The sequence below is a fragment of the Stenotrophomonas sp. 2YAF26 genome (genome assembly GCF_052114625.1).
Classification (GTDB): domain Bacteria; phylum Pseudomonadota; class Gammaproteobacteria; order Xanthomonadales; family Xanthomonadaceae; genus Stenotrophomonas; species Stenotrophomonas indicatrix.
Window position 1 is genome coordinate 152,667 of sequence record NZ_JBFRFC010000024.1, and the last position, 21,932, is coordinate 174,598.

General features: G+C 66.6%; 20 protein-coding genes. 13 read left to right on the top strand and 7 right to left on the bottom strand.

The features are described from left to right. Positions 1-16 precede the first annotated feature (16 nt). From AB4Y98_RS19380 to AB4Y98_RS19400, 5 genes are read left to right on the top strand one after another with little or no spacing between them, the layout of a single operon-like run. Positions 17-1,360, top strand: coding sequence for an LLM class flavin-dependent oxidoreductase (locus AB4Y98_RS19380; RefSeq protein ID WP_442244966.1), 1,344 nt, complete (start codon positions 17-19; stop codon positions 1,358-1,360). Between the two features lie 4 nt (positions 1,361-1,364). Then, positions 1,365-2,585: a M20 aminoacylase family protein gene (locus AB4Y98_RS19385; protein ID WP_442244967.1), complete on the top strand. Its 1,221-nt coding sequence runs from the start codon at positions 1,365-1,367 to the stop codon at positions 2,583-2,585. Next, positions 2,582-3,142 (top strand): GNAT family N-acetyltransferase, encoded by a 561-nt coding sequence (locus tag AB4Y98_RS19390; RefSeq protein ID WP_442244968.1) that lies wholly within the window; start codon positions 2,582-2,584, stop codon positions 3,140-3,142. The genes AB4Y98_RS19385 and AB4Y98_RS19390 overlap by 4 nt, the downstream gene beginning before the upstream one ends. Beyond that, a complete protein-coding gene (locus tag AB4Y98_RS19395; protein WP_442244969.1) occupies positions 3,139-4,878 on the top strand; it encodes an amino acid ABC transporter permease/ATP-binding protein in 1,740 nt (579 codons plus the stop codon). The genes AB4Y98_RS19390 and AB4Y98_RS19395 overlap by 4 nt, the downstream gene beginning before the upstream one ends. An 18-nt stretch (positions 4,879-4,896) precedes the next feature. Further along, positions 4,897-5,871, top strand: coding sequence for an ABC transporter substrate-binding protein (locus AB4Y98_RS19400; RefSeq protein WP_442244970.1), 975 nt, complete (start codon positions 4,897-4,899; stop codon positions 5,869-5,871). A 135-nt stretch (positions 5,872-6,006) separates the two neighbouring features. Here the strand turns inward: AB4Y98_RS19400 and AB4Y98_RS19405 are convergent, their stop codons facing one another. The 3 genes from AB4Y98_RS19405 to AB4Y98_RS19415 form a co-directional block, all read right to left on the bottom strand. Continuing rightward, complete coding sequence (locus tag AB4Y98_RS19405) at positions 6,007-6,378, bottom strand: hypothetical protein (protein WP_442244971.1); 372 nt, start codon at positions 6,376-6,378, stop codon at positions 6,007-6,009. Between the two features lie 19 nt (positions 6,379-6,397). After that, entirely contained in the window at positions 6,398-9,517 is a 3,120-nt protein-coding gene (locus AB4Y98_RS19410; RefSeq protein WP_442244972.1) for a discoidin domain-containing protein, read from the bottom strand. Between the two features lie 114 nt (positions 9,518-9,631). Beyond that, positions 9,632-10,528 (bottom strand): LysR family transcriptional regulator, encoded by an 897-nt coding sequence (locus tag AB4Y98_RS19415; protein ID WP_428704246.1) that lies wholly within the window; start codon positions 10,526-10,528, stop codon positions 9,632-9,634. A gap of 84 nt (positions 10,529-10,612) precedes the next feature. Between AB4Y98_RS19415 and AB4Y98_RS19420 the strand changes: the two genes are divergently transcribed. Beyond that, positions 10,613-11,392, top strand: a complete 780-nt coding sequence (locus AB4Y98_RS19420; RefSeq protein ID WP_088100665.1) for an NAD(P)H-dependent oxidoreductase — start codon at positions 10,613-10,615, stop codon at positions 11,390-11,392. A gap of 103 nt (positions 11,393-11,495) precedes the next feature. Beyond that, positions 11,496-12,002, top strand: coding sequence for a helix-turn-helix transcriptional regulator (locus AB4Y98_RS19425; protein ID WP_442244973.1), 507 nt, complete (start codon positions 11,496-11,498; stop codon positions 12,000-12,002). 21 nt (positions 12,003-12,023) lie between these two features. On the opposite strand, the gene AB4Y98_RS19430 is transcribed toward AB4Y98_RS19425, so the two are convergent. After that, positions 12,024-13,100 carry an MBL fold metallo-hydrolase gene (locus AB4Y98_RS19430; protein WP_088100667.1) on the bottom strand — a complete coding sequence of 359 codons (1,077 nt, stop codon included), beginning with the start codon at positions 13,098-13,100 and terminating at the stop codon, positions 12,024-12,026. A gap of 103 nt (positions 13,101-13,203) precedes the next feature. Between AB4Y98_RS19430 and AB4Y98_RS19435 the strand changes: the two genes are divergently transcribed. Continuing rightward, positions 13,204-13,815, top strand: coding sequence for a TetR/AcrR family transcriptional regulator (locus tag AB4Y98_RS19435; RefSeq protein WP_312109195.1), 612 nt, complete (start codon positions 13,204-13,206; stop codon positions 13,813-13,815). 15 nt (positions 13,816-13,830) lie between these two features. Here the strand turns inward: AB4Y98_RS19435 and AB4Y98_RS19440 are convergent, their stop codons facing one another. Beyond that, on the bottom strand, positions 13,831-14,463 hold the full coding sequence (locus AB4Y98_RS19440) for a TetR family transcriptional regulator (RefSeq protein ID WP_442244974.1): 633 nt from the start codon (positions 14,461-14,463) through the stop codon (positions 13,831-13,833). A 103-nt stretch (positions 14,464-14,566) separates the two neighbouring features. On the opposite strand from AB4Y98_RS19440, the gene AB4Y98_RS19445 reads away from it, so the two are divergent. Beyond that, positions 14,567-15,226 carry an O-methyltransferase gene (locus tag AB4Y98_RS19445; protein ID WP_313249039.1) on the top strand — a complete coding sequence of 220 codons (660 nt, stop codon included), beginning with the start codon at positions 14,567-14,569 and terminating at the stop codon, positions 15,224-15,226. A gap of 7 nt (positions 15,227-15,233) precedes the next feature. On the opposite strand, the gene AB4Y98_RS19450 is transcribed toward AB4Y98_RS19445, so the two are convergent. Further along, positions 15,234-17,174 (bottom strand): EAL domain-containing protein, encoded by a 1,941-nt coding sequence (locus AB4Y98_RS19450; RefSeq protein ID WP_442244975.1) that lies wholly within the window; start codon positions 17,172-17,174, stop codon positions 15,234-15,236. Between the two features lie 99 nt (positions 17,175-17,273). Continuing rightward, complete coding sequence (locus AB4Y98_RS19455; protein ID WP_442244976.1) at positions 17,274-17,990, bottom strand: SDR family NAD(P)-dependent oxidoreductase; 717 nt, start codon at positions 17,988-17,990, stop codon at positions 17,274-17,276. Between the two features lie 71 nt (positions 17,991-18,061). Between AB4Y98_RS19455 and AB4Y98_RS19460 the strand changes: the two genes are divergently transcribed. The 4 genes from AB4Y98_RS19460 to AB4Y98_RS19475 all read left to right on the top strand — a co-directional run bounded on the left by AB4Y98_RS19460 (position 18,062) and on the right by AB4Y98_RS19475 (position 21,735). Beyond that, complete coding sequence (locus AB4Y98_RS19460; RefSeq protein ID WP_442244977.1) at positions 18,062-18,865, top strand: APH(3')-II family aminoglycoside O-phosphotransferase; 804 nt, start codon at positions 18,062-18,064, stop codon at positions 18,863-18,865. Positions 18,866-19,012: 147 nt separating this feature from the next. Then, positions 19,013-19,597, top strand: coding sequence for a TetR/AcrR family transcriptional regulator (locus AB4Y98_RS19465; protein ID WP_442244978.1), 585 nt, complete (start codon positions 19,013-19,015; stop codon positions 19,595-19,597). Beyond that, complete coding sequence (locus AB4Y98_RS19470; protein ID WP_442244979.1) at positions 19,594-20,628, top strand: DUF418 domain-containing protein; 1,035 nt, start codon at positions 19,594-19,596, stop codon at positions 20,626-20,628. Before AB4Y98_RS19465 ends, AB4Y98_RS19470 begins: the two co-directional genes overlap by 4 nt. A gap of 99 nt (positions 20,629-20,727) precedes the next feature. Next, on the top strand, positions 20,728-21,735 hold the full coding sequence (locus tag AB4Y98_RS19475) for a phosphotransferase (protein WP_442244980.1): 1,008 nt from the start codon (positions 20,728-20,730) through the stop codon (positions 21,733-21,735). Positions 21,736-21,932 lie beyond the last annotated feature (197 nt).

The following is a 21,932-nucleotide window of genomic DNA, read 5'->3' on the forward strand; positions in this document are numbered from 1 at the left end:
CTGCTGGAGCCACCCCATGAGCACGACCCCGCGTCCCATCCCGTTCGGCATCATGCTGCAGGGCCCCGGCAGCCACATGCATGCGTGGAAGCACCCGTCCAACGTGCCCGATGCCAGCGTCAACCTGGGCTACTACATCGACATCGCGCGTACCGCCGAGGATAACGGCATTGCCTTTGGCTTCGTTGCCGATGGGCTGTACATCAACGAGAAGTCGATCCCGCATTTCCTCAACCGCTTCGAGCCGATCTCGCTGCTGTCGGCGCTGGCGACGGCGACGAAGAAGATCGGCCTGGCCGGCACGCTCTCCACCTCGTACAGCGACCCGTTCACCGTGGCGCGCCAGTTCGCTTCGCTTGATCTGCTCAGCGGTGGCCGTGCAGGGTGGAACGTGGTGACCTCGCCGCTGGAAGGCTCGGGACGAAATTACGGGCGTCCGCATCCTGAGCATGCGCTGCGCTACCAGATTGCCGATGAGTACCTGGAAGTGGTGCAGGGGCTGTGGGATTCTTGGGATGACGATGCGTTCGTGCGTGACCGCGACAGCGGCACGTTCTTTGCGCCGGAGAAGTTCCGCCGCCTCGACCACAAGGGCCGCTTTTTCCAGGTGGAAGGCCCACTCAACATCCAGCGCTCGCCGCAGGGCCAGCCGGTGATCTTCCAGGCCGGTTCGTCCGACGATGGCATTGCGTTGGCTGGCAAGTACGCCGATGCGGTGTTCACCCACGCGCCGTCACTGGAGGAGACCCGTACGTTCACCCAGAAGGTGAAGAACTCGGCGATCGCCCATGGCCGCAGCGCTGGTGACATCAAGATCTTCCCGGGCATCGGCCCGATCGTTGGCCGTACGGCGGAAGAAGCCGAGGCCAAGTACCAGGCGATTGCCGCGCTGGCCGGGCTGGACGATGCCCTGGCGTATCTCGGCCGTTTCTTCGACCACCATGATTTCAGCCAGTACGACCCGGATGCGCCGTTCCCTGAGCTGGGCGACATCGGCGCCAACTCCTTCCGCTCCACCACCGACCGCATCAAGCAGGATGCGCGCGAGCAGGGCCTGAGCCTGCGCCAGGTGGCGCTGCAGGCGGTGAGCCCGCGGCCGAACTTCATCGGCACGCCGGAACATGTGGCCGACGAACTGATCCGCTGGTTCGACGCCGGCGCCAGCGATGGATTCATCCTCGGCTTCGCCGCGCAGCGCGAAGGCCTGGATGATTTCGTAACGCTGGTGCTGCCCCTGCTGGAAGCACGCGGTTACCACCGCAGTGCGCTGGAAGGAGAGACCCTGCGCGACCACCTGGGCCTGCCACGCAAGGCGAGCCGTTATGCGACCGACGCCGAGCCGGCGCGGAAGGTGGGATAAGGCGATGAGCGGAGACACTTCGGTAGCGCCGGGCCATGCCCAGCGGAATTCGCCGACAACGGGCGTACTGCCCGAGATCGCGGCACGTGTCGACGACGCCATCGCGATCCGCCATGACCTGCACCAGCACCCGGAACTGGCCTTCGAAGAACACCGCACCAGTGCCCGCGTGGCCGAGCTGCTGCAGCAATGGGGCTATGCGGTCAGCACCGGCATCGGTGGCACCGGCGTGGTCGGTACGCTGCAGCGCGGGCAGGGCCGTCGCCGATTGGGTCTGCGCGCCGACATCGATGCGCTGCCGATCCATGAAGAATCCGGGCTGGCCTATGCAAGCCAGCGCGAAGGCCTGATGCACGCCTGCGGCCACGATGGCCACACCGCCATCCTGCTCTCGGCTGCCCACTACCTTGCGCACCACGGGCATTTCGATGGCACGTTGCAGCTGGTGTTCCAGCCGGCCGAGGAAACCGGCTCGGGCGCTTCGAAGATGATCGCCGATGGCCTGTTCGAACGCTTCCCGGTCGATGCCATCTATGGCCTGCACAACTGGCCGGGCGTGCCGGTGGGGCACTTCGGCTTCGTCGACGGACCGGCGATGGCATCGGTGGACTGGGCGCGTCTGCGGGTGATCGGCAAGGGCGGCCACGGCGCCGAGCCGCAGGGCAGCGTCGATCCGATCCTGGCTGCCGCGCACATCATCACCGCGCTGCAGAGCGTGGTGTCGCGCAATGTCGATCCGCGGCAGATGGGCGTGGTCACCGTCGGCTCGATCCACGGTGGGCAGGCGGCCAATGTCATCCCCGATGTGGTGGAGCTGAAGCTGACAGTGCGCGCGTACCTGCCGGAGGTGCGCGATACGCTGCGCCGACGGGTGACCGACATTGCCGAGCAGACTGCCGCTGCCTTCGGTGCGCGTGCCGAGATCGAATTCCCGCGCGGCTTCCCCAGCGTGATCAACCACCCCGAGCAGACGGCCTACGTCCGCGAGGTGGCGGTACAGGGGTTCGGTGCAGGGCAGGTGGTGGAGGCCTTCGCACCGCGTACCGCCAGCGAGGACTTCGCCTTCCTGCTGCAGGCACGGCCGGGCAGTTTCGTGTTCGTCGGCAACGGCGACAGCGCGCCGCTGCACAGCCCGCGCTATGTGTTCAACGACGCGGCCATCGCCCCGGCGGCCAGCCTGTGGGCGCGTCTGGCCGAGCACTATCTGGTGGAGGACGTGGCATGAGCGTGCGGTACGACAACGATCGGTTCCTGTACACCTCGGTGGACGACCCGCTGGCGCGCCCGTTGTTCGACGGCCTGGAGCAGGAGTACGACAACCGCTATGCGGACGTGCGCCGGCGTATCGGTGGCAGTGCCCGCGAGGAACTGCAGCGCTATCCGGCCGAAGCCTTCGCTGCCCCGGTCGGTGCGTTCGTGCTGCTGCTGCGCGACGGCGTGGCGATTTCCGGTGGAGCGTTCATGCCGCATCGCGATGAGGACACCGCTGAGTTCAAACGCATCTGGACGCTGCCTGGCCTGCGTCGGCAGGGCATCGCCCGGCGCGTGCTGCAGGAACTGGAAGACCAGGCTGCGCGTCAGGGCTATCGGCGCGTGTTCCTGACCACCGGCTTCCGCCAGCCCGAGGCGGTCGGCCTGTATCTCAGCCACGGCTACACCGCGTTGTTCGATCTGGATGCGGACCCGGAAACCATCGCGCATCTGCCGTTCGAGAAGCATCTGGTGCCACAGTCACAGGCGGGCGACACAGCTACCCTCGCACTGCATGGAGCGGCGGCATGAGTACGCCTTCCACTGCCATCGAGGGCATTGTCCGCCAGCCGGCCACGGCGCTGAAGATCGTGCCGGCGCGGCATCCGCTGCAGGTGATCGGCACGGTGTTGGCACTCGCGCTGATCCTGATCGGCCTGCAGTCGGTGCTGGGCAATCCGCGCTGGGGCTGGGGCACGTTCGCCGAGTGGTTCTTTGCCCGGCCGGTACTGGACGGGTTGGGGCGAACGCTGCTGCTGACCGCACTCGGTACCGGCCTCGGCTTCGCGCTGGGCACCTTGCTGGCCTTGGCCCGCGTCTCCGGCTCACCACTGCTATCGGCGGTGTCGTGGGGCTACGTGTGGCTGTTCCGTTCGATTCCGCTGCTGGTGCTGTTGCTGCTGCTGAACAACCTGGGTTACCTGTACAGCACCATCGAACTGGGCGTTCCCTTCACCGGCATCAGCCTGTTCTCGTACCCGACCACGCAGCTGATCGGCGTGTTCACTGCCGCCGTGCTCGGCCTCACCTTGAACCAGGCGGCGTTCTCGGCCGAGGTGATCCGTGGTGGCATCCTGTCGGTCGACCACGGCCAGTACGAGGCGGCCGCAGCGTTGGGCCTGCCGCGTGGGCGCCAGGTGCGCCGCATCATCCTGCCGCAGGCGATGCGTTCGATCCTGCCTGCAGCGTTCAATGATGTGATCGGCCTAGCCAAGAGCACCTCGGTGGTCTACGTGCTGGCGTTGCCGGAGCTGTTCTACACCGTGCAGGTGATCTACCGGCGCAACCTGGAGGTGGTGCCGCTGCTGATGGTGGCTACCGTCTGGTACCTGGTGATCCTGACGGTGCTGTCGCTGCTGCAACGGCGGGTGGAGCAGCGCTTTGCCCGCGGCCAGCTGCAGCATGAACGCAACGTGTCGCGGGTATCGTCTGCAGCACCGCGGGCGGCGGCGACCGTTGCACGCGTGCCCAGCCGCGCGGCATTTGCCGTGCCGATCGAGGCCGGAACGGGCGCGGCTGTGTCCCTGCAGGGCGTGGGCAAGGCCTTCGGAGAGCAGACGGTGCTTGATGACGTGCATCTGGAACTGAGGGCCGGCAGCGTGACGGTGCTGATCGGTCCGTCCGGTGCGGGCAAGTCCACGCTGCTGCGGCTGATCAATCATCTTGAACGCGCTGACAGCGGCTTCGTCACCGTGGGCGGCCAGCTGATCGGTTACCGCCGCGACGGCGACACCCTGTACGAGTTGCCGGAAGGCGAGATCCGCCGTCGCCGCGCGGAAGTCGGCATGGTGTTCCAGGGCTTCAACCTGTTCCCGCACATGACCGCACTGGAGAACATCATCGAAGCGCCCATCGCGGTGCGCGGCATTTCGCGCGCCCAGGCCGAGCAGCAGGCACGCACCCTGCTGGAGCGGGTGGGGCTGGCCGACAAGGCCGATGCTTTCCCGCGCCAGCTGTCTGGCGGCCAGCAGCAGCGTGTGGCCATCGCCCGCGCGCTGGCCCTGCAGCCGAAGGTACTGCTGTTCGACGAGCCGACCTCCGCGTTGGACCCGGAGCTGGTGTCGGAGGTGCTGAGCGTGATCGAGGAACTGGCCAGTTCCGGCACCACGCTGGTGATCGTCACCCACGAACTGGGCTTCGCCCGCCGCGTGGCCGACCACGTGGTGATGATGGACCAGGGCCGGGTGATCGAGCAGGGCACGCCAGACGCGCTGTTTGAACACCCGCGCCAGCAACGCACCGCCGATTTCCTGGCCAAGACCCTGTAACCCCTTTCGAGAACCGCCATGAGCCCAGCATCGCAGCGACGTCCCGCACGCAGCACCCTGTTGATCATCGGTGTGCTGGTCATCGGCATTGCCGGCATCGTCTATTCGCGCGTGCGCCAGGACCCCGACGGTGTGCCCGTTGCGGCGACCTCGCTGGCGGCCAGCAACGCGCAGATACTGAAGGGCACGCCCGATCCGAAGGCGCAGGCGCTGATTCCGGCCGGCTATCGCTTCGTCACCCCGGGCGCGTTCACCATCGCCACCCATCCCGGCCAGCTGCCGTTGGCCGACTACGGTGCCGACAGCAAGGAAGTGGTGGGCGTGGAGCCGGACATCGCAAGATTGATCGCCGATGGCCTGGGCCTGAAGCTGGTGGTGGTGCCGGTGGCCTGGGCCGACTGGCCGCTGGGGCTGGAATCGGGCAAGTACGATGCGGTGCTGTCGAACGTGACGGTCACTGAAGAACGCAAGAAGAAGTTCGATTTCTCCAGCTATCGTTTCGACCTGCTGGGCATCTATACCCGCACCGATGGACCGATCCAGAAGATCGCCACACCGGCCGATGTTGCAGGGCTGAAAGTGGTGGTGGGGGCCAGCACCAACCAGGACCAGATCCTGCGCCAATGGGACAAGCAGAACATCGCCGCAGGCCTGAAACCGGTGGAGTACCAGTACTTCGATGATGCGGTGATCGGGCGGTTGGCAGTGATCACCGGCCGCGCCGACGTGTCGTTCGAGCCGAATGCCACCGGCGCCTATTCGGCGCGTGATGGCAAGGTGCGCCGGGTCGGCCTGTTCCCGGGTGGCTGGCCGGACGCAGCGGCGATTTCGGTGACCACCCGCAAGGGCAGTGGCCTGGCCGATGCGGTGACCCAGGCATTGAACACCCAGATCAGCAGCGGCACCTACGCAAAGGTGCTGGCGCGCTGGAATGTGGCCGAAGAAGCGGTGCCGCAGTCGCAGACCAATCCGCCGGGGTTGCCAGGGTTCTGAAGCAGGCGTGCCAACCAACGGTTGGCACCCACCGGAATGCGAGGCGGGGCATGCCGACCAAGGTCGGCATCTACCGGAGGGCAGCCACCGGAATGCGAGGCGGGGCATGCCGACCAAGGTCGGCCTCTACCGGGGTCAGGGCTGCCAATCGATGTGTTCCAGGCGGGCGCCTCCATTGCCGTGAAAGAAACTGAGCGCGGCGAAGCACGCCTCGATGCCGATGCACCACGCCAGGGGATAGCCATCCACCTGGCCATTGTCGAGCCGGAAATAAGCGTTGCCGGCGCGGTGTTCGTTTCCGCAGGAGTGGAAGCCGCCGTCGCCGGGCTCGCGCAGGTACATCAGCCATGCATGCTCCGCATTGCGCAGCATGCACAGCGATGGACCGTCGGGCACCGATGCCCACAGTTCGAACTGGGGCATGGATGCGGCCAGCGCCAGTGCGCTGGCCAGCTGATCGTCGGTAGCGGCGGCGACAGGGCTGCCATCGAGTACAAGTTCGATCACTTCGGTTCCTGCATCGGCATTACTGCCAACGTGCCTCCAGGGTGCGGAACGGGCCATCGAGCAGCACGCCGTCCTTGTCGAAGTTCCGTACCGATCGCCCATCCACGCGCACGTCCTTGGGCAGGGTACGGCTCGGCCACCATACGCGTACCGGCGTGCCCTTGCGCAGCCCCTTGCCGAGCGAGACCTGCAGAGTTCCATCGCGCTGGCGTGCCTGCATCTGCAGGGTGCCATAGGCGGTGGGCAGGCGGTCCACGGCCAGGCCCTCGCCAGCGACCCACGAAGGGGGCGTACCCGGCAGCAGCGACAACGCGTCGTCGTCCTCGCGCATCAGCATGCCGAACAGGGTGCGGCCGTATTCGGCGCCGATCCAGGTGTGCGGCATGTCGCCCAGGTAGCGCGGGAAGCGCAACCGCGAGTGCACGACCTCGGCCAGCACCTGCCATTCCAGCGGCCTGCGATCGTGCAGCAGGCCCTGCAGCAGCTCGTCGGCCGCTTCGGGCTGGCCCAGGTGCACGTAGCTCAGCACGTTGCGGATTTCATACGGCGTGTAGGCATACAGCGCACCGGGCTGGTTGCGCTTGCGCACATCGTCCAGGTAGCGGGCGAAGGTGGTGCGCAGGGCCTCGGCCGGCAGCACGCTCTGCGCACCGGTGGGATCCAGCGCGATCGATACACCGGTGGGATCGCCATCGCCGAGGTCGGCCGATGACGGAATGAAGTCGATGCCCTTCCATGCCATCGTTGCGCGGATCGAGGCATGCAGTGCGTCATACAGCGCCTTGTACTGTTCGCGCGCCCACGTGGCGGTTTCGTGGTCGCCCAGCGATTCGGCCAACCACGCGCCGTCATGCCAACCCTTCAGGCCCCAGTAGTCGTCCCAGTAGCTGTGGGTGGGTGAGGGATAGCCCTCGTGGCTGATCGACGGCGCAAGGATGCCGGCGAAGCGCTCCGGCGATGGCTGGTCGGCCATGTAGCCCGGCACCAGCGTGCGTTCGCGCAGTTCCTGCAGGAAGCGCAGCGCGGCCTTCACCTTGGGCAGGTAGGCACGCACGCTTTCCGGCCCGCCATCGAGCCGGGCGACGTCGGCAACGAGGGTGACGTACTGGCCCTGGCTGTCGTACTCGATGTCCGAGCCGAAGCCGGTATTGACGCTGCCATCGTCGTTGAGGATGGGCGACACCAGGCCATTGCCGTGCACGCCGTGTTCGCTGTACCAGGCCAGGTAGTCGCGTGCCACTTTGGCTTCGCCCATGCGCAGCAGCACGGCCGAGGTGGCCATGCCATCGCGGATGAAGGAGCGGTTGTAGTTGCGCGGGCCGGGCTGCATGGCCGGGCCGGTCTGGTTGATCAGCATGTAGGCGGCCTGTGCGCGCAGCATGTCCACCAGTGAAGGGTCGGGCAGGCGCAGGCCGACCTGGCCCAGCCGCGCCTGCCAATCGGCGGAGGCGCGGCTGGCCAGCGTGTCGAACGCCTTGTCGCCGTCGCGCGGCAGCGACGCGAGGTTGAGGGCCGGCGCTTCCGGCAGCACGCCATTGGCATCGGCAGTGGCGGTACCGAGCGGGAAGGCCACCACCACCGCGTCGCTGGCACCAGGGGCCAGGGTGACGCGGTAGCTCAACGCCGCCGATGCCAGGCCTGCGGCATCGCTGGACTGCTGTGCGGCAGGCAGTTGTCCGCTGGCGATGGCCGTGGTGATCTCGGTGTCGCCTTCGTTGCCGAAGGGGGCGGTGCCAGCGGCATCCACGGCGCTGAGGGACTGCAGCAGCGTGCGGCCATTGACGCGCACGCTGTTGCCTTCGACGGCCACCTGGCGGATCGGCGACAGGCCACCGTTCTGCCACGGCGGATTCATCTGCATCGGTCGCACTGCGAGGGTCAGCGTGCCTTCGATGGCCGAACTGCCGGTGTTGCGCAGGCGATGGCGCACGAAGGTGACCGGTTGCCCGTCGCGCTCGATGGCAAAGGCTTCGCTGCGCAGTTCCAGCCCGGGCTGCGGTGACCACGTGGCAGACGGCATCGGCTTCCAGCCATCGCGCAGTGCGTGCTGCACCGGTTGTTCGGCGGCACCGGTCGCGCGGCCATCGGCACTGCGCCAGATCGGCTGCACCAGCGGTGCGCCCTTGTAGGCTTCGATGTTGCCGTATTCGTCGAAGATCGATTTCTGCCGGCCCGCATGCACGCCGACCGCGGTCCAGTAGGTCTGCTGCATGTGCAGCGAGGCCGGGAACAACGCGCGCTGCGCGCCACTGGCGGCGATCTGGTAGCGCTTCATCGGCGTCATCACCGCCTTCGGGCCGAGCAGGCGGATGCGTTTGACCTGGGGGGCATCGCCTTCCACGGTCAGCCGCAGTGCCTTGATGTCCAGTGGCGCGTCGGCCGCCAGCCAGCTCTGCTGCCGGTTCGCCGCCTGCGCGTCGCGCGCCAGTTCGTGCCAGCGGCCCTGTGCGTCCTGCGCCTGCAGGCGTGCAGCGCCGTGCACGTTGGCCCAGTCCACTGCCAGCCCGGTACTGGGCTGGGCGCGGGGCAGGGTGATGTCGAGCGTGTGGATGCCGCCTTTGCCTGCGGGGATGGCAACCGTGCCGCCGCCCTGCCACAGCGCAGCGGACTGGGTGGCGTCCAGCCCGGTCACCCGTGCGCTGAGCGCGGTGTCGAGCGGTTCCATTTCGAAGATGGATACGCCCCAGTCAGAGGTGCGCTGCGGGCTGGCCAGACGCAGGTAGCGGGCCTGTCGCGGCGCGAAGTACAGGGTTTCGACGCCACCCAGCGAATCGCCCATGACGTAGGCGCTTTGCCACTGCTTGCCGTCGAGCGAGGTCTGCAGCGAATAGCCTTCGGGGTTGGAGACATCCCAGGTGAGGCGTGCACCGGCCAGCATCGCAGGCTTGCCGAGATCGACCTGGAACCAGTGGCCGGGACTGAACGCGCCGCCGGTCACCGTCTTCGGATCGTTGTCGATCAGGTGGCTGATCGCCATCGCCGGAACCTGCTGCGACGACGCGCTGGCCTGCCATTGCGCGCGCGGTGGCAGGTTCTGTGCGGTGGCGGTGGCGGCCAGTGACAGGCCGAGCAGCAGGGCCGCGGCAAGGCGCCGGTTCGGCAGGCAGGGAGCGGTCCAGCGGTCAGCGCACAACGTCATTGCGAAGGCCTCACATCGGCAGGGCCCGGGAACGGGCGGGCCTACGCTAGCAAGGGATGTAACCGGTTACATGACGCGTCGCAATATTTCCCGGACGGGTCCTGGCACGAGGTTTCATGAATGCGCACAGATACGCTCGCGCAGCCAGCGATGTGCCGGATCGCGATGCACGCGTTCGTGCCAGAGCATCACCATCTCGAACCCGGGCACATCAATGGGCGCCGCAACCGCCTTCAAGGCCGGGTCCTGCGCGACCAGGCGCGAGGGCATCATCGCCACCAGGTCCGTGCGCAGCAGCACGCTGCGCAGGAACAGGAAGTGCGGCACCGACAGCACCACGTTGCGACGCGCGCCTACATGCGCCAACGCGCTGTCGGTGCCGCCATGGAAACCGCCGCCATCCGGTGACACGATCACATGGTCCAGCGCGCAGAACTGCTTGAGCGTCGGCCGCCGCTTCAGTCGTGGATGGTCGCGACGCCCGGCCAGCACGTAGCGTTCCTGGAACAGCGGACGATGGTGCAGCGAGGGAGGCGCGTCGGAGGTGATGTGGAGGGCGAGATCGATCTCGCCGCGTTCGCTCTGCGCCACCATCTGCGCCGGCGCCAGGCTGACCACGGCCAGGCGCGTGCCGGGTGCGCGCACGCGCAGGTCAGCCAATGCCGGCAGGACGATCGTGGTTTCGCCGAAGTCCGACGCCATGATCCGCCAGGTCTGCGTAGCCTGGGCGGGATCGAACGCCTGCATCGGTGCGACCGCACGCTGCAGTGCAGCCAGTGCCTCGGCCAGCGGTTCGCGCAGCGCATCGGCGCGGGCGGTGGCGCGCATGCCGCGCGGCCCCGGCAGCAGCAGCGGATCATCGAACAGGTGGCGCAGGCGCGCCAGCTGCACGCTGACCGTGGGCTGGGCCAGATGCAGGCGTTCGGCCGCGCGGGTGACGTTCTGCTCTTCCAGCAAGGCCTGCAGGGTTACCAGCAGGTTGAGGTCGATGCGACGCAGGGTATTGTCCATGGCAATGCCGGGGATTGCAGGAATTCATTTCAACTATAGCGTGGCGGCACCCAACATGGCTGGCATTCCCTCCCTGGTACCACCATGAACGTTCTGCTTGTCTACGCCCACCCCGAACCCACCTCGCTCAATGGCACCCTGAAGGCCTTCACGGTTGAGCACCTGCAACGCGCCGGCCACACCGTGCAGGTGTCCGACCTGCATGCCATGCAATGGAAGGCGCAGATCGATGCCGACGATCACCCCGGGCGGGATCCTTCGGTGCCGTTCCACGCGTCACTGGATTCGCGCGACGCCTTCAGGACCGGCCGGCAGAGCGCCGACATCGCCGCCGAACAGGAAAAGCTGCGCTGGGCCGATGCGGTCATCCTGCAGTTCCCGCTGTGGTGGTTCTCGATGCCGGCCATCCTGAAGGGTTGGGTGGATCGCGTGTATGCCTATGGTTTTGCCTATGGCGTGGGCGAACACTCCGACCGGCATTGGGGCGACCGCTACGGCGAGGGCGCGATGTCCGGCAAGCGCGCGATGCTGGTGGTAACCACCGGTGGCTGGGAGTCGCATTACGGTCCGCGCGGCATCAATGGGCCAATCGACGATGTGCTGTTCCCGATCCAGCACGGCATCCTGTTCTATCCCGGCTTTGACGTTCTGCCCGCGCATGTGATCTACCGCAGCAGCCGTATCGATGAGGCGTCGTTGCCTGGCGTGCTGGAGGGGCTGGGCGCGCGGCTGGATGGGCTGGCAAGCGATCCGGTGATTGCCTACCGGCGACAGAACGGCGGTGATTATCTGATCCCTGCACTGAGCCTGCGGCCTGAGTTGGCAGAGGGTGAGGCAGGGTTGGGAGTTCACCTCGAACTGTGAGTGGCGCATTCGCCTCTGGAAACGCGACGGAGATTCTGTAGGTTCGGCAATCCAGCGGCGCTCGCGGTAGCCGCCCTTGCTGACTCAGGGAGAGGCAGGTCCTTTGAAGACGGAATTCAACTTCACCCTGAGATACCGCCTGCCCGATACCTCGGGTGATCCTGGCGTCCTCGAACGGCACCTGCTCGATGCTGGATGTGGAGATGCACTGCTGGGCGTAGGGAGCCCGGCAAGGTTGGCGCTTGAATTCTGCCGTGAGGCGAGCAGTGCCGCTGAGGCGATGCGCTCCGCGCTGGGAGACGTCCAGCGTGCCGTACCCGACGCAGAGCTGATCGAAGTCAGTCCCGATCTGGTTGGGCTGACGGATATCGCTGATCTGCTGGGCATGTCACGGCAGAACATGCGCAAGTTGTTGCTCGCGCACCCGCAGACGTTTCCGGCACCGGTGCACGAAGGCAGCGCGTCGATCTGGCATCTGGCCGATATTCTTTCGTGGATGCAGGCGCGCGGCAGCCAGAAGGTCAGCAGCGAGCTGGCGGAGCTCGCTGCTGCGGCGCTGCAGATCAATGTAGCCAAGGAGCAGGAACGGCTGGTTCAGCCTCCCGGCTGAGGGGCGCTGCGCCACAGGCCGTTACAGTTGCACACGCTCCCACCAGCGCGTACCAGCGGTCGGTGATTGCATGTCCAGCGCCTCGCCCATCATCGGCGTGGCCACCGGCACGTTCTTCGCTGCAGCCAATGCGCTGATGCGTTCGAACGGTTGCTGCCACTCGTGCAGGGCCAGGTCGAAGGTGCCGTTGTGGATCGGCAGCAGCCACTTGCCACGCAGGTCCAGGTGCGCCTGCAGGGTCTGTTCGGGCTGCATGTGCACGAACGCCCAGCGTTGATCGTAGGCACCGGTTTCGATCATCGTCAGGTCGAACGGACCGTACTTCTCGCCGATGGCCTTGAAGCCGTCGAAGTAGCCGGTGTCGCCGCTGAAGAAGATGCGGAAGTCGCCGTCCTGGATCACCCACGACGCCCACAGGCTGCGATCGCTGTCACCCAGGCCGCGGCCGGAGAAATGCTGGCCGGGGGTTGCGGTCAGGCGCAGGCCAGCGGCTTCGGTGGACTGCCACCAGTCCAGTTGCTCGACCTTGGCCGCATCCACGCCCCAGGCAATCAGCTGGTCGCCCACGCCCAGCGGTGCGATGAAGCGCGCGGTCTTGCCGGCCAGCTTCATTACCGCCGCGTGGTCGAGGTGGTCGTAGTGATTGTGCGAGAGGATGACGCCGGCGATCGGCGGCAGTTCGTCGATGCTGATCGGCGGCGCATGGAAGCGTGCCGGGCCCATCCATTGCACCGGTGAGGCGCGTTCGGAGAACACCGGATCGGTCAGCCAGTACTGCCCGCGCAGCTTCAGCAGGATCGTCGAATGCCCCAGGCGGAACAGGCTGCGGTCGGGCGCCGCGTCCAGGGTGGCACGGTCCAGCGCCTGCACCGGAATGGGGTGGTCGGGCACGGTGCCCTTGGGCTTGTTGAACAGGAAGGTCCACCAGATCTCCAGGCCATCACGGAAGCCCATTGCCGGTTTCGGCAGGGCATTGCGGAACTTGCCTTCGCGGTACTGCGGCGAATCGGGGAAGTCGGGGAGGGACCAGGATTTGCAGAAGGTATAGGCGGTCACGGCGAGGATTCCGAGCAGGAGGACAAGGAGCAGGCGCTTCATGGGTGACGTCCGCAGGGTACACTGCACAGTGTAGTTTCCGGATTTCAGAAAGTACACTGCTGGGTGTAAAATGGCGGCATCCGTTCAGCTGTCTGGTTCCGCCATGCCCCGTGCCCCGCAACGCCTTACCGATCGCAAACGCGAGGCCATCGTCCGCGCGGCGGTGGAAGAGTTCCGTTCGGCCGGCTACGAGGCGACCAGCATGGACCGCATCGCGGCGGTGGCTGGCGTCTCCAAGCGAACCGTATACAACCACTTCCCGAGCAAGGAAGAACTGTTCGCGCTGATCCTGGAAGAGCTGTGGCAGAGCAGCGTGGCCAGCGTCGAGCTGCCGTACCGCGCCGACCAGCCGCTGGATGTGCAGCTGCTGCAGCTGCTGCGGCAGAAGCTGGACCTGCTGGGTGATGCCAACTTCATCGATCTGGCGCGGGTGGCGATGGCCGAGATCATCCATTCACCCGAGCGCGCGCAGGCGATCGTCTGCCGCATGGGCGAGAAGGAGAGCGGCGTCAGCGCGTGGATCCGTGCAGCCATTGCCGATGGGCGGCTGCGCGAGATCGATCCGGAATTCGCCGGCCATCAGCTGCAGGGGCTGGTGAAGAGCTTCGCGTTCTGGCCGCAGGTGACGATGGGCCAGGCGCCGCTGGCGCAGGCCGAACGCACGCGCGTGGCCGAGTCGGCCGTGGCGATGTTCCTGGGCTTCTACGCGGTGTAAGCCGGCGGCTGCACGTCAGCGCGCGCCCAGCTGCCTGAGATAGGCGCAGAACATATCCGCGACCGCATCGGCATAGACGCGCATCTCGGCGACAGTGCGCGGTTCACTGGAGAATTCGCGACCGGTGGCACCCAGCGTGGTATCGATCAGATCCACCGCCAGCTGGCGCGTGCCCGCCGAGGCCTGCGGCAGCAGCTCGGCCATGAACAGGAGCATCGCTTCGTCGGACTCGCTGCGTGCTTCCTGCGCCTCCGGCGCATCACGGTACAGCGGCGCGGCATCGTTCAACGCGCCACGGGTCTGCGCTTCTTCGCATTCCGACACGATGAAGGCATGCACCAACGTGCGCAGGCGCTGCAGGTGCGGTTGTCGTGTGTCCTGCAGGATGTCGCGCAGCATCGCGCCGGTCTGCTGCCACTCGTCGCGCTGCAGGCGGAACAGAATTGCTGCCTTGTTGGGAAAGTACTGGTACAGCGAGCCGACGCTGACGCCGGCGCGTTCGGCCACCCGCGCGGTTGTGAACCGAGTGGCACCTTCGTGCTTCAAAACCTGAGCAGCGGCTTCCAGGATGGCTGCGACCAGGTCGTTCGATCGTGACTGGCGAGGCTGTTTTCTCGAGGAAATCTGCGGCGGACGACGTTCGGACATGAGGCTTTTCCAATGCGAATAGGCGGAACCGGGGATCGTCCGTATTCTTGATTGCGACGAATTATTCGCATTCTAACCCCGCCAACGAAAGGAACACCCGTCCATGTCCACCCTAATCTCCGCCCCGGTCGCGCCCCTGCTTGCGCGCCTGTTCACCGAAGCCGACAGCGCGCTCAGCCCCGCCTTGACCTCCGTTTCCCCCGAAGAGCGGCAGCGCCTGCTGGGCAGCCGCACCGAATACCGGCGCCTGTATGGCGAGCTGCTGAAGGACCTGTGGCTGCCGGTGTCGCCGGAAACCGGCCGCCTGCTGTACCTGCTGGCGCGCAGCAGTGGCGCGCGCAGCATCGTTGAGTTCGGTACGTCGTTCGGCATCTCCAGCATCCATCTGGCTGCGGCGTTGCGTGACAACGGCGGCGGCCGCCTGATCACCACCGAGTTCGAGCCGGAGAAGGCGCGCCGTGCCGCCGGCCACCTGCGTGAAGCGGGCCTGGACGATCTGGTGGAGATCCGCGTGGGCGATGCGCTGGAGACGCTGGCGGTGGACCTGCCCGATACGATCGATCTGGTGCTGCTCGATGGTGCCAAGGTGCTGTACGACGACGTGCTGGACCTGCTGCAGGAACGCCTGAGTCCGGGCGCACTGGTGGTGGCCGACAATGCCGACGACAGCCCGCGCTACCAGCAGCGCATGCGCTCGGGCAACGCAGGCTATCTGTCGGTACCGTTCGCCGAGGACGTGGAACTGTCGATGCGTCTCGCCTGAAAGGCCCTCATGCCAGCTGCCGGAACTGTTCCGGCGGCAGGGCGTGTGCATACAGATAGCCCTGGCCCACATCCACTCCCAGCGCACGCAGCATCTGTTCCTGTGCCGAGGTCTCAGTGCCTTCGGCGACGACGACGGCACCGCAGCGGTGCGCCACTTCCACGATGAAGCGGACGATGGACTGCGACTTGGCATCGGACAGCGTGGCGATCAGCGCCCGCTCGATCTTGACCTCGGCCACCGACAGTTGTGACAGCAGGATCAGCGTCGAATAACCGGCGCCGAAGTCGTCCAATGACAGGCTCATGCCAGCGGCCAGCAGAACGACGACGTTGGCGTCGACAACGTCGCGCTCGACGATTTCGGTCCATTCGACAATCTCCAGCCGCAGCATCGCGCCGGGTATGCGCTGCTGCTCCAGCAAGGTGCACAGGCGCACGCCGAAGTCCGGTTGGCGCAGCGATTCGGCGGATACATTCACTGCGATCGTCAGCGTGTGCCCGTCATCCCTGYAGTGGCCAAGGAAGGCGGTGGCCGCCTGCAGCGTGGCCCATTCCAGTTCGGCCAGGCGACCGCGGCGGCGCAGCAGCGAAACCACCCGCATCGGTGCAATCAGGTGGCCATCGCCATCGCGCATGCGCAACAGTGCTTCGGCGCCGACCAGGTGGCGGTCCTGCAGGCGGAACTTGGGCTGGTAGTACAGCGGTGCATCGGCGTGCTGCAGCCAGTGGTCCAGCGCGGTCTCGATCAATGCATCCACTTCACTGTCGCGCTGGATCGGATCATCGAAGAACACCACGCCGGACTCGATCGCATTCAAGGCCAGGGTGACGGCGCGGAACGGGATGGAGCTGTCGTCCTGCGTGGGCGGTTGCAGCTCGACCACCGCGCAGCGGAATACCGGGCGGAAGCCCGGCCAGTCATCGCCGATCACCGTGGTCAACCGGTCGGCCAATGCTGGCAGTTCGGTATCCGCGCGGAGATCGGCAAGGCTTGCGTCCAACAGCAGGATCGCCAGCGCGCTGTCACCGAACTGATAGACCTCCATCGTGCCGGTTGGCCTTGCATGCAGCAGGGTGCGATGCACGGCTTCGGCGTTGTGCCGGTTCCACAGGCCGCTGTCATTCAGCGGACCATAGCGCAGCAGCAGGTCCTGCAGGTTGCTCATCTCGGTCACGATCAGGCACGCATTGCCGCGATCTTCGCTGCTGCGCCAGTGACGTTGCAGGCGCTCGTCGAGGGCGCGCAGGTTGGGCAGGCCACTGACCGGATCGATGCGCATCCAGGCATGTTCGCGTTGGCGCTGGGCATCGATCTGCGCATCGTTGTAGATCAGTGCGAATACCGCCGCCAGCACCAGCAGCGATACCGGCAGGGCAAGCAGCCGCTGGGTGGCCAGTTCCAGCAGGGGTAGCTGCGCGCTGCCGATGATCGCCACGCCCAGCGCCAGTCCAAGCAGGGTCACCGCGATGCGCACCCCCCAAGCCTGCAGGATCAACCGCAGCGAGAGCTGGGTGAGCATGCGTGGATACATCCGCCCACGCAGCCAGATGCCTGCGAGCACCTGCAGGGCCGCTTCCAGGCCGGCGGGCAGGAAGTACTGCGTGCCGGAGAACTGATAGCGCGCCAGCAGGCTGGCCAGCAGGCAGGTCACGCCGCCGCGCCAGCCGCCCAGCAGGCCGCTGATCAGCAGGATGTCGATGCCGAGGTTGAGCTTGACCACGCCCTGCGCGTAGCCGGCCACGAACCAGGAATTGAACAGGTAGATCAGGCCAAGAATCGCGCCGATGTAGACGCGGCGCCCCTCGATGGCATGGCCGCCGCGGCGGGTGGTGATCAGGAACACGCCGATCATGCCGATCACCGCAGTGGCCTGCAGCAGGTACAGCGGCAGGCTGGGCAGGGCGCTGTCCAGGATCCGGGTCGAAACCCTTGATAGCGCATCCATAGCCATAGCCGGTCCTGTGTGCGGCCAACTGCCAGTAGACGCAGAGTAAACCACGGCCGCGTGTGCGGCCAAACCGGGGCTGCCAGTGTGTGCTGAGCGCTAGTAACGCGGATCGGCGATCGCAGGCAGCACCAGCTCGCGGACGAAACTGGAGGACGACAGCTGCAGCAGGGCGCGCACCATCGCCACCACGTCGTGCACCGGCACGTACTCGCCATTGCCGCGTGCGGCGGCCTGCTGCAGCGGCACCGACAGTGCATCGTCGGTATTGAGGTAGCCCAGCTGCAGCGTCGTCACGGCCAGCCGCTGCTGGCGGAAGCCCTCGCGCAGGGCATCGGCAATGCCGTTGAGCGCGAACTTGGACGCGCCGAAGGCCACCTCGGGGCGGCCACTGCGTGGCAGCGCCGAGGTCGAGCCGGTCAACACCAGTTGCGGGCGGCGCCCGCCGAGAACGCGGGGCAGCAGCTGCTTGAGCAGCAACAGGGTGGCGGTGATGTTGATGTCCACCAGCTGCGCCAGCGCGCTGTCACTTTCGTTGAGGAAATCGTAGTCGTCACTGAATGCGGTCTCCTCCCAGATGCCGAGATTGTGGATGAGGACATCGAGATCCGGCGGCGCCTGCGCCGCGATGCTGGCCGCTGCTCGTGCTGGCTCGCTCAGGTCTGCTTCTATCCAGTGCAGGTCGACGCCCTCGCTGCAGTCCAGCTGCGTGGGGCGTGTGCGCGATACGCCGATGACGGTATCGCCGGGCCGGCAGAGGCCTTCCACGAAGGCGCGGCCAAGACCTTTGCTGGCGCCGATGACCATGAATTTCATGCGATGTCCTTTGCTGTGGGGTGTCCGATTCGGAGAGAATCCAGGCTGTGACCGGGGCCGGAGCGGTGGGGATGGAAGCAGGATCGAGCGATGGCGGTGTAATGCCCTTGCCGTCGCAGTGGCGCAGCGCGCTGCGCGATGCAGAAATCGAGATGCAGGGCATCGGCGTGTCGCGCGCTGATGTAGCGCGGGTGCGACGTCAGGGGTCGCCGGACGCGTTCCTGAAATCGGAAGTGATTGATGCCTTCAGCGAGCTGGAGGGCGAAATCCTGCGTCTGCGCTGGCTGCGGGCACAGGGACAGCCGGTGCCAACGGTGCTGGATACGGCGGAGGAGGGCGGTCGGCGCTGGCTGCTGATGAGCGCGTTGCCCGGCCATGACCTGGCATCGTCGCCGACGCTGGCGCCCGACCAGGTGGTCGTGCTGCTGGCCGACGCGCTGCGCGCCCTGCATGCGCTGCCGGTTGCCGGTTGTCCGTTCGATCATCGCCTTGCAACGCGCTTGCCGGAGGTCGCTGCGCGCGTTGCCGCAGGGTTGATCGATGCGGATGATTTCGACGATGAACGAATGGGCCAGAGCGCCGAGCAGGTGCATGCCGAGCTGATCGCAACGTGCCCGGCGGATGAGGATCTGGTGGTAGCGCACGGCGATGCATGCCTGCCGAATCTGATGGCGGTCAACGGCCGCTTCAGCGGTTTCATCGATTGTGGCCGGCTGGGTGTGGCTGATCGTTGCCAGGACCTGGCGTTGGCCGCACGCAGCCTGGTCCACAACTATGACGACACCCGCTGGGTTGCGCCCTTGCTGGCCCGCTATGGCATGGGTGCCGATGAACGCCGACTCGCGTTCTACCGCCTGCTGGACGAGTTCTTCTAGGTGCATGCAGGGTCCGCAGTTGCAGCAGGGCGCGGCAGGATCGGCCCTCAACAGCGGTTGAGGTCAAGCGCGGCGCGCTGAACGGCGACTGGCCGACGGCTTGGATTCGGCTTTCAAATGGACGAACGTTCGTTCATTGTTTGCCGCATGAACCGCACCGACCGCAATGAGCAACGCGCTTCGCAGATCCTGCAGGCGGCCCTGCAGTGCTTTCTGTCCAAGGGCTTCCACCAGACCAGCATGCGCGACATCGCGCAGGCGGCCGGGGTGAGCCTGGGCAATCTCTACAACCACTTTCCCGGCAAGGAGGCGCTGATCCTGGCGACGGCCGAGGCCGAACAGGACGAACTGCAGCCGTTGCTGCAGCGGTTGGCGGGATGCAATGGCGAACGTGCGCAGGTGCAGGGGTTCCTGCGGGACTTCCACACCCTGTGCCGGCAGCCGGAATGGGCGCTGTTGAGCGTGGAAGTGCTGGCCGAGAGCGCGCGTAATCCGGCGGTGGCGGCGGCATTCGCTGGCAACCGCGCGCAGTTGCAGCCCAGGCTGGCCGAGGCCCTGCAGGAGGTTGCGCGGCGTGAGCGCCGCCGGCCCGCGCTGTCGGCGACGCTGCAGTCGCAGGTGCTGCTGGATGCGATCGAAAGCGATGCGTTGCGGCAGGGGTTGGGTGAGGCGAGCGATGCCGACGTGCTTGATCCCTCTCTGCTGGCAGCGCTCCTCGGGGCGCGCGCGTGAGCAGTGCCGATCGACGCCTGCACGGTCTGGACCTGGCGCGCTACCTCGCCCTGGCCGGCATGGTGCTGGTCAACTTCCGCCTGGCGATGGCCGTCGAGACCGACGGCGGAGGCTGGCTTGCTGGATTCTTCCACCTGCTGGAAGGCAAGGCTTCGGCGACCTTCGTGACGCTGGCCGGGGTGGGCCTGATGCTGGCCACGCAGCGACTGGCGTGGTGGCAGGCAAGCGTGCAGACCTGGCGGCGGGCCGTGTTCCTGGCCGTGCTCGGCCTGCTCAACCTGACCGTGTTTCCTGCCGATATCCTGCATTACTACGCGGTGTACTTCGCGCTGGCGGTGCTGTGGCTGCGCGCGTCGCCCCGTGTTCTGCTGGGCAGCATGGTGGCTCTGGCTATGGTCGGGTTCTGGGCCTTGCTGCGCTGGGACTACAGCCAGGGCTGGAACTGGCAGACGCTGGCTTACGAGGGGCTGTGGCAATGGCCGGGTGCGATGCGCAACCTGCTGTTCAATGGCTTCCATCCGGTGTTGCCGTGGCTGTGCTTCTTCCTGCTGGGCATGCTGCTGGCGCGGCTGCCGCTGTCGCAACCCCGGGTGCAGCGTGCCTTGCTGCTGCTCGGCCTGCTGCTGATGGGGGCCGGCCAGATGTTGCAGCAGTGGGGTCACGGCACGGTGTGGCAGGTGTGGCTGGCGACACAGCCGATGCCGCCCGGCCCGGCTTATCTGCTGACCGGCGCAGGCGCGGCGTGTGCACTGATCGCGGCATGCCTGTGGCTGGTGCGGCTGCATCCTGGCGATTGGCTGGAACCGTTCACCGCGGCCGGACGGATGACGCTGAGCCTGTACGTGGCGCACATCCTGATCGGCATGGGCGTGCTGGAATCGCTCGGACTGCTTGATGGCAGCGCAAGCCTGTCGTGGGTGCTGATGGCCGCGTTGCTGTTCGTGATGCTGGCGACCGCGGCGGCCTGGTTGTGGTCGTGGCAGTTCGCGCGCGGTCCGTTGGAAGCGGTGATGCGACGCATCGCCGGCTAGTTATTTCGTCGCAGGAGAGGGATGTTGTGACCAGTTTGCCTGTGCGGATGCAGGGCCATCTGCGATAGTAGGTGTCGTCACCAAAGCACGCCTGCATCCATGTCATTCGCTTCGGCGCAGCAGATCGTTGAAGTCCTGCAGCAGTCCTACGACATCAGCGCGACGGCGGTGGTGCCGCGTCCGGTGGGCGCCGACGCCAATGCGTGCGTGTTCCGCATCGATGCCCGCCACGACCATTGGTGGTTGAAGTGCCGCAACTTCCAGGTGGCGCCCGCGGTGTGGGACAGCCTGCATTGGCTGCGTGGCACCTTGGGCATCGAAGAGATTGTTGCGCCGTGGCCAGCATTGACCGGCGGCGCATCGGTGCAGCGCTGGGGCCTGCAGTTCACGTTGTTCCCCTACATCGAAGGGCAGTCGGGCTTCGAGGCACCGCTGAGCCGTGCGCAATGGCGCCAGCTGGGCGAAGTGCTGCGTCGCCTGCATGAGGCCGAGATTCCACCGGCGCTGCGCCAGGCACTGCCGACGCTGCGGCTTGAAACCGCAGCGGTCGACACGGTGGGGACATGGTTGCGCGATCCCTCGACGCTGGCGCAGGCGCAGGATCGGTCCGGCAGTGCGTTCCTGGCGCTGTGGCAGCAGCAGCGGCCGCGCATCGCCGAACTTCACCAGCGTGCCGAAGCGCTGCATCGTCAATTGCAGGATGAAGCACCGGCGTTGCGCTTGTGCCACACCGACCTGCACGCGGGCAACCTGCTGATGGGACAGGACGATGCGCTGCACCTGATTGACTGGGACGGACTGGCACTGGCCCCGCGCGAGCGCGACCTGATGTTTGTCGGCGCCGCGGTAGGTGGTCGCTGGGGGCGCGAGCATCCGCTGGGCTTCGCCGAAGGGTATGGCAGCGACCTGGGCGATCCGCGCTGGATTGCGTGGTATAGGCACTGGCGCATCCTGCAGGACCTGATCGAATTCGAGCAGATGCTGCTGGGCCCCGGCGCGGCGCAGCGCTCGTTGCAGCAGCACCGGCAAGCACTGCATTACCTGGGCGAGCAGTTCGCGCCGGGGAATGTATTCGATGCGGCCGAGCGCGCGTATCGGGTGCTGTAGGGGTTACGGCCGGGCTGCGCCCGGCACCTGCAGAGGCCGAAGCCGAAGCAACAGCAACTGCCGAAGCAACAGCAACCGCCGAAGCAACAGCAACCGCGGGCATTCCGTGGGAGGGCGGGGTGGGTCCGGTTGCGGGGGACGCCGTAAATACGTCCCTGTAGGCTTGGCCGCGGCATCCATGCCGCGGACACCCCCGC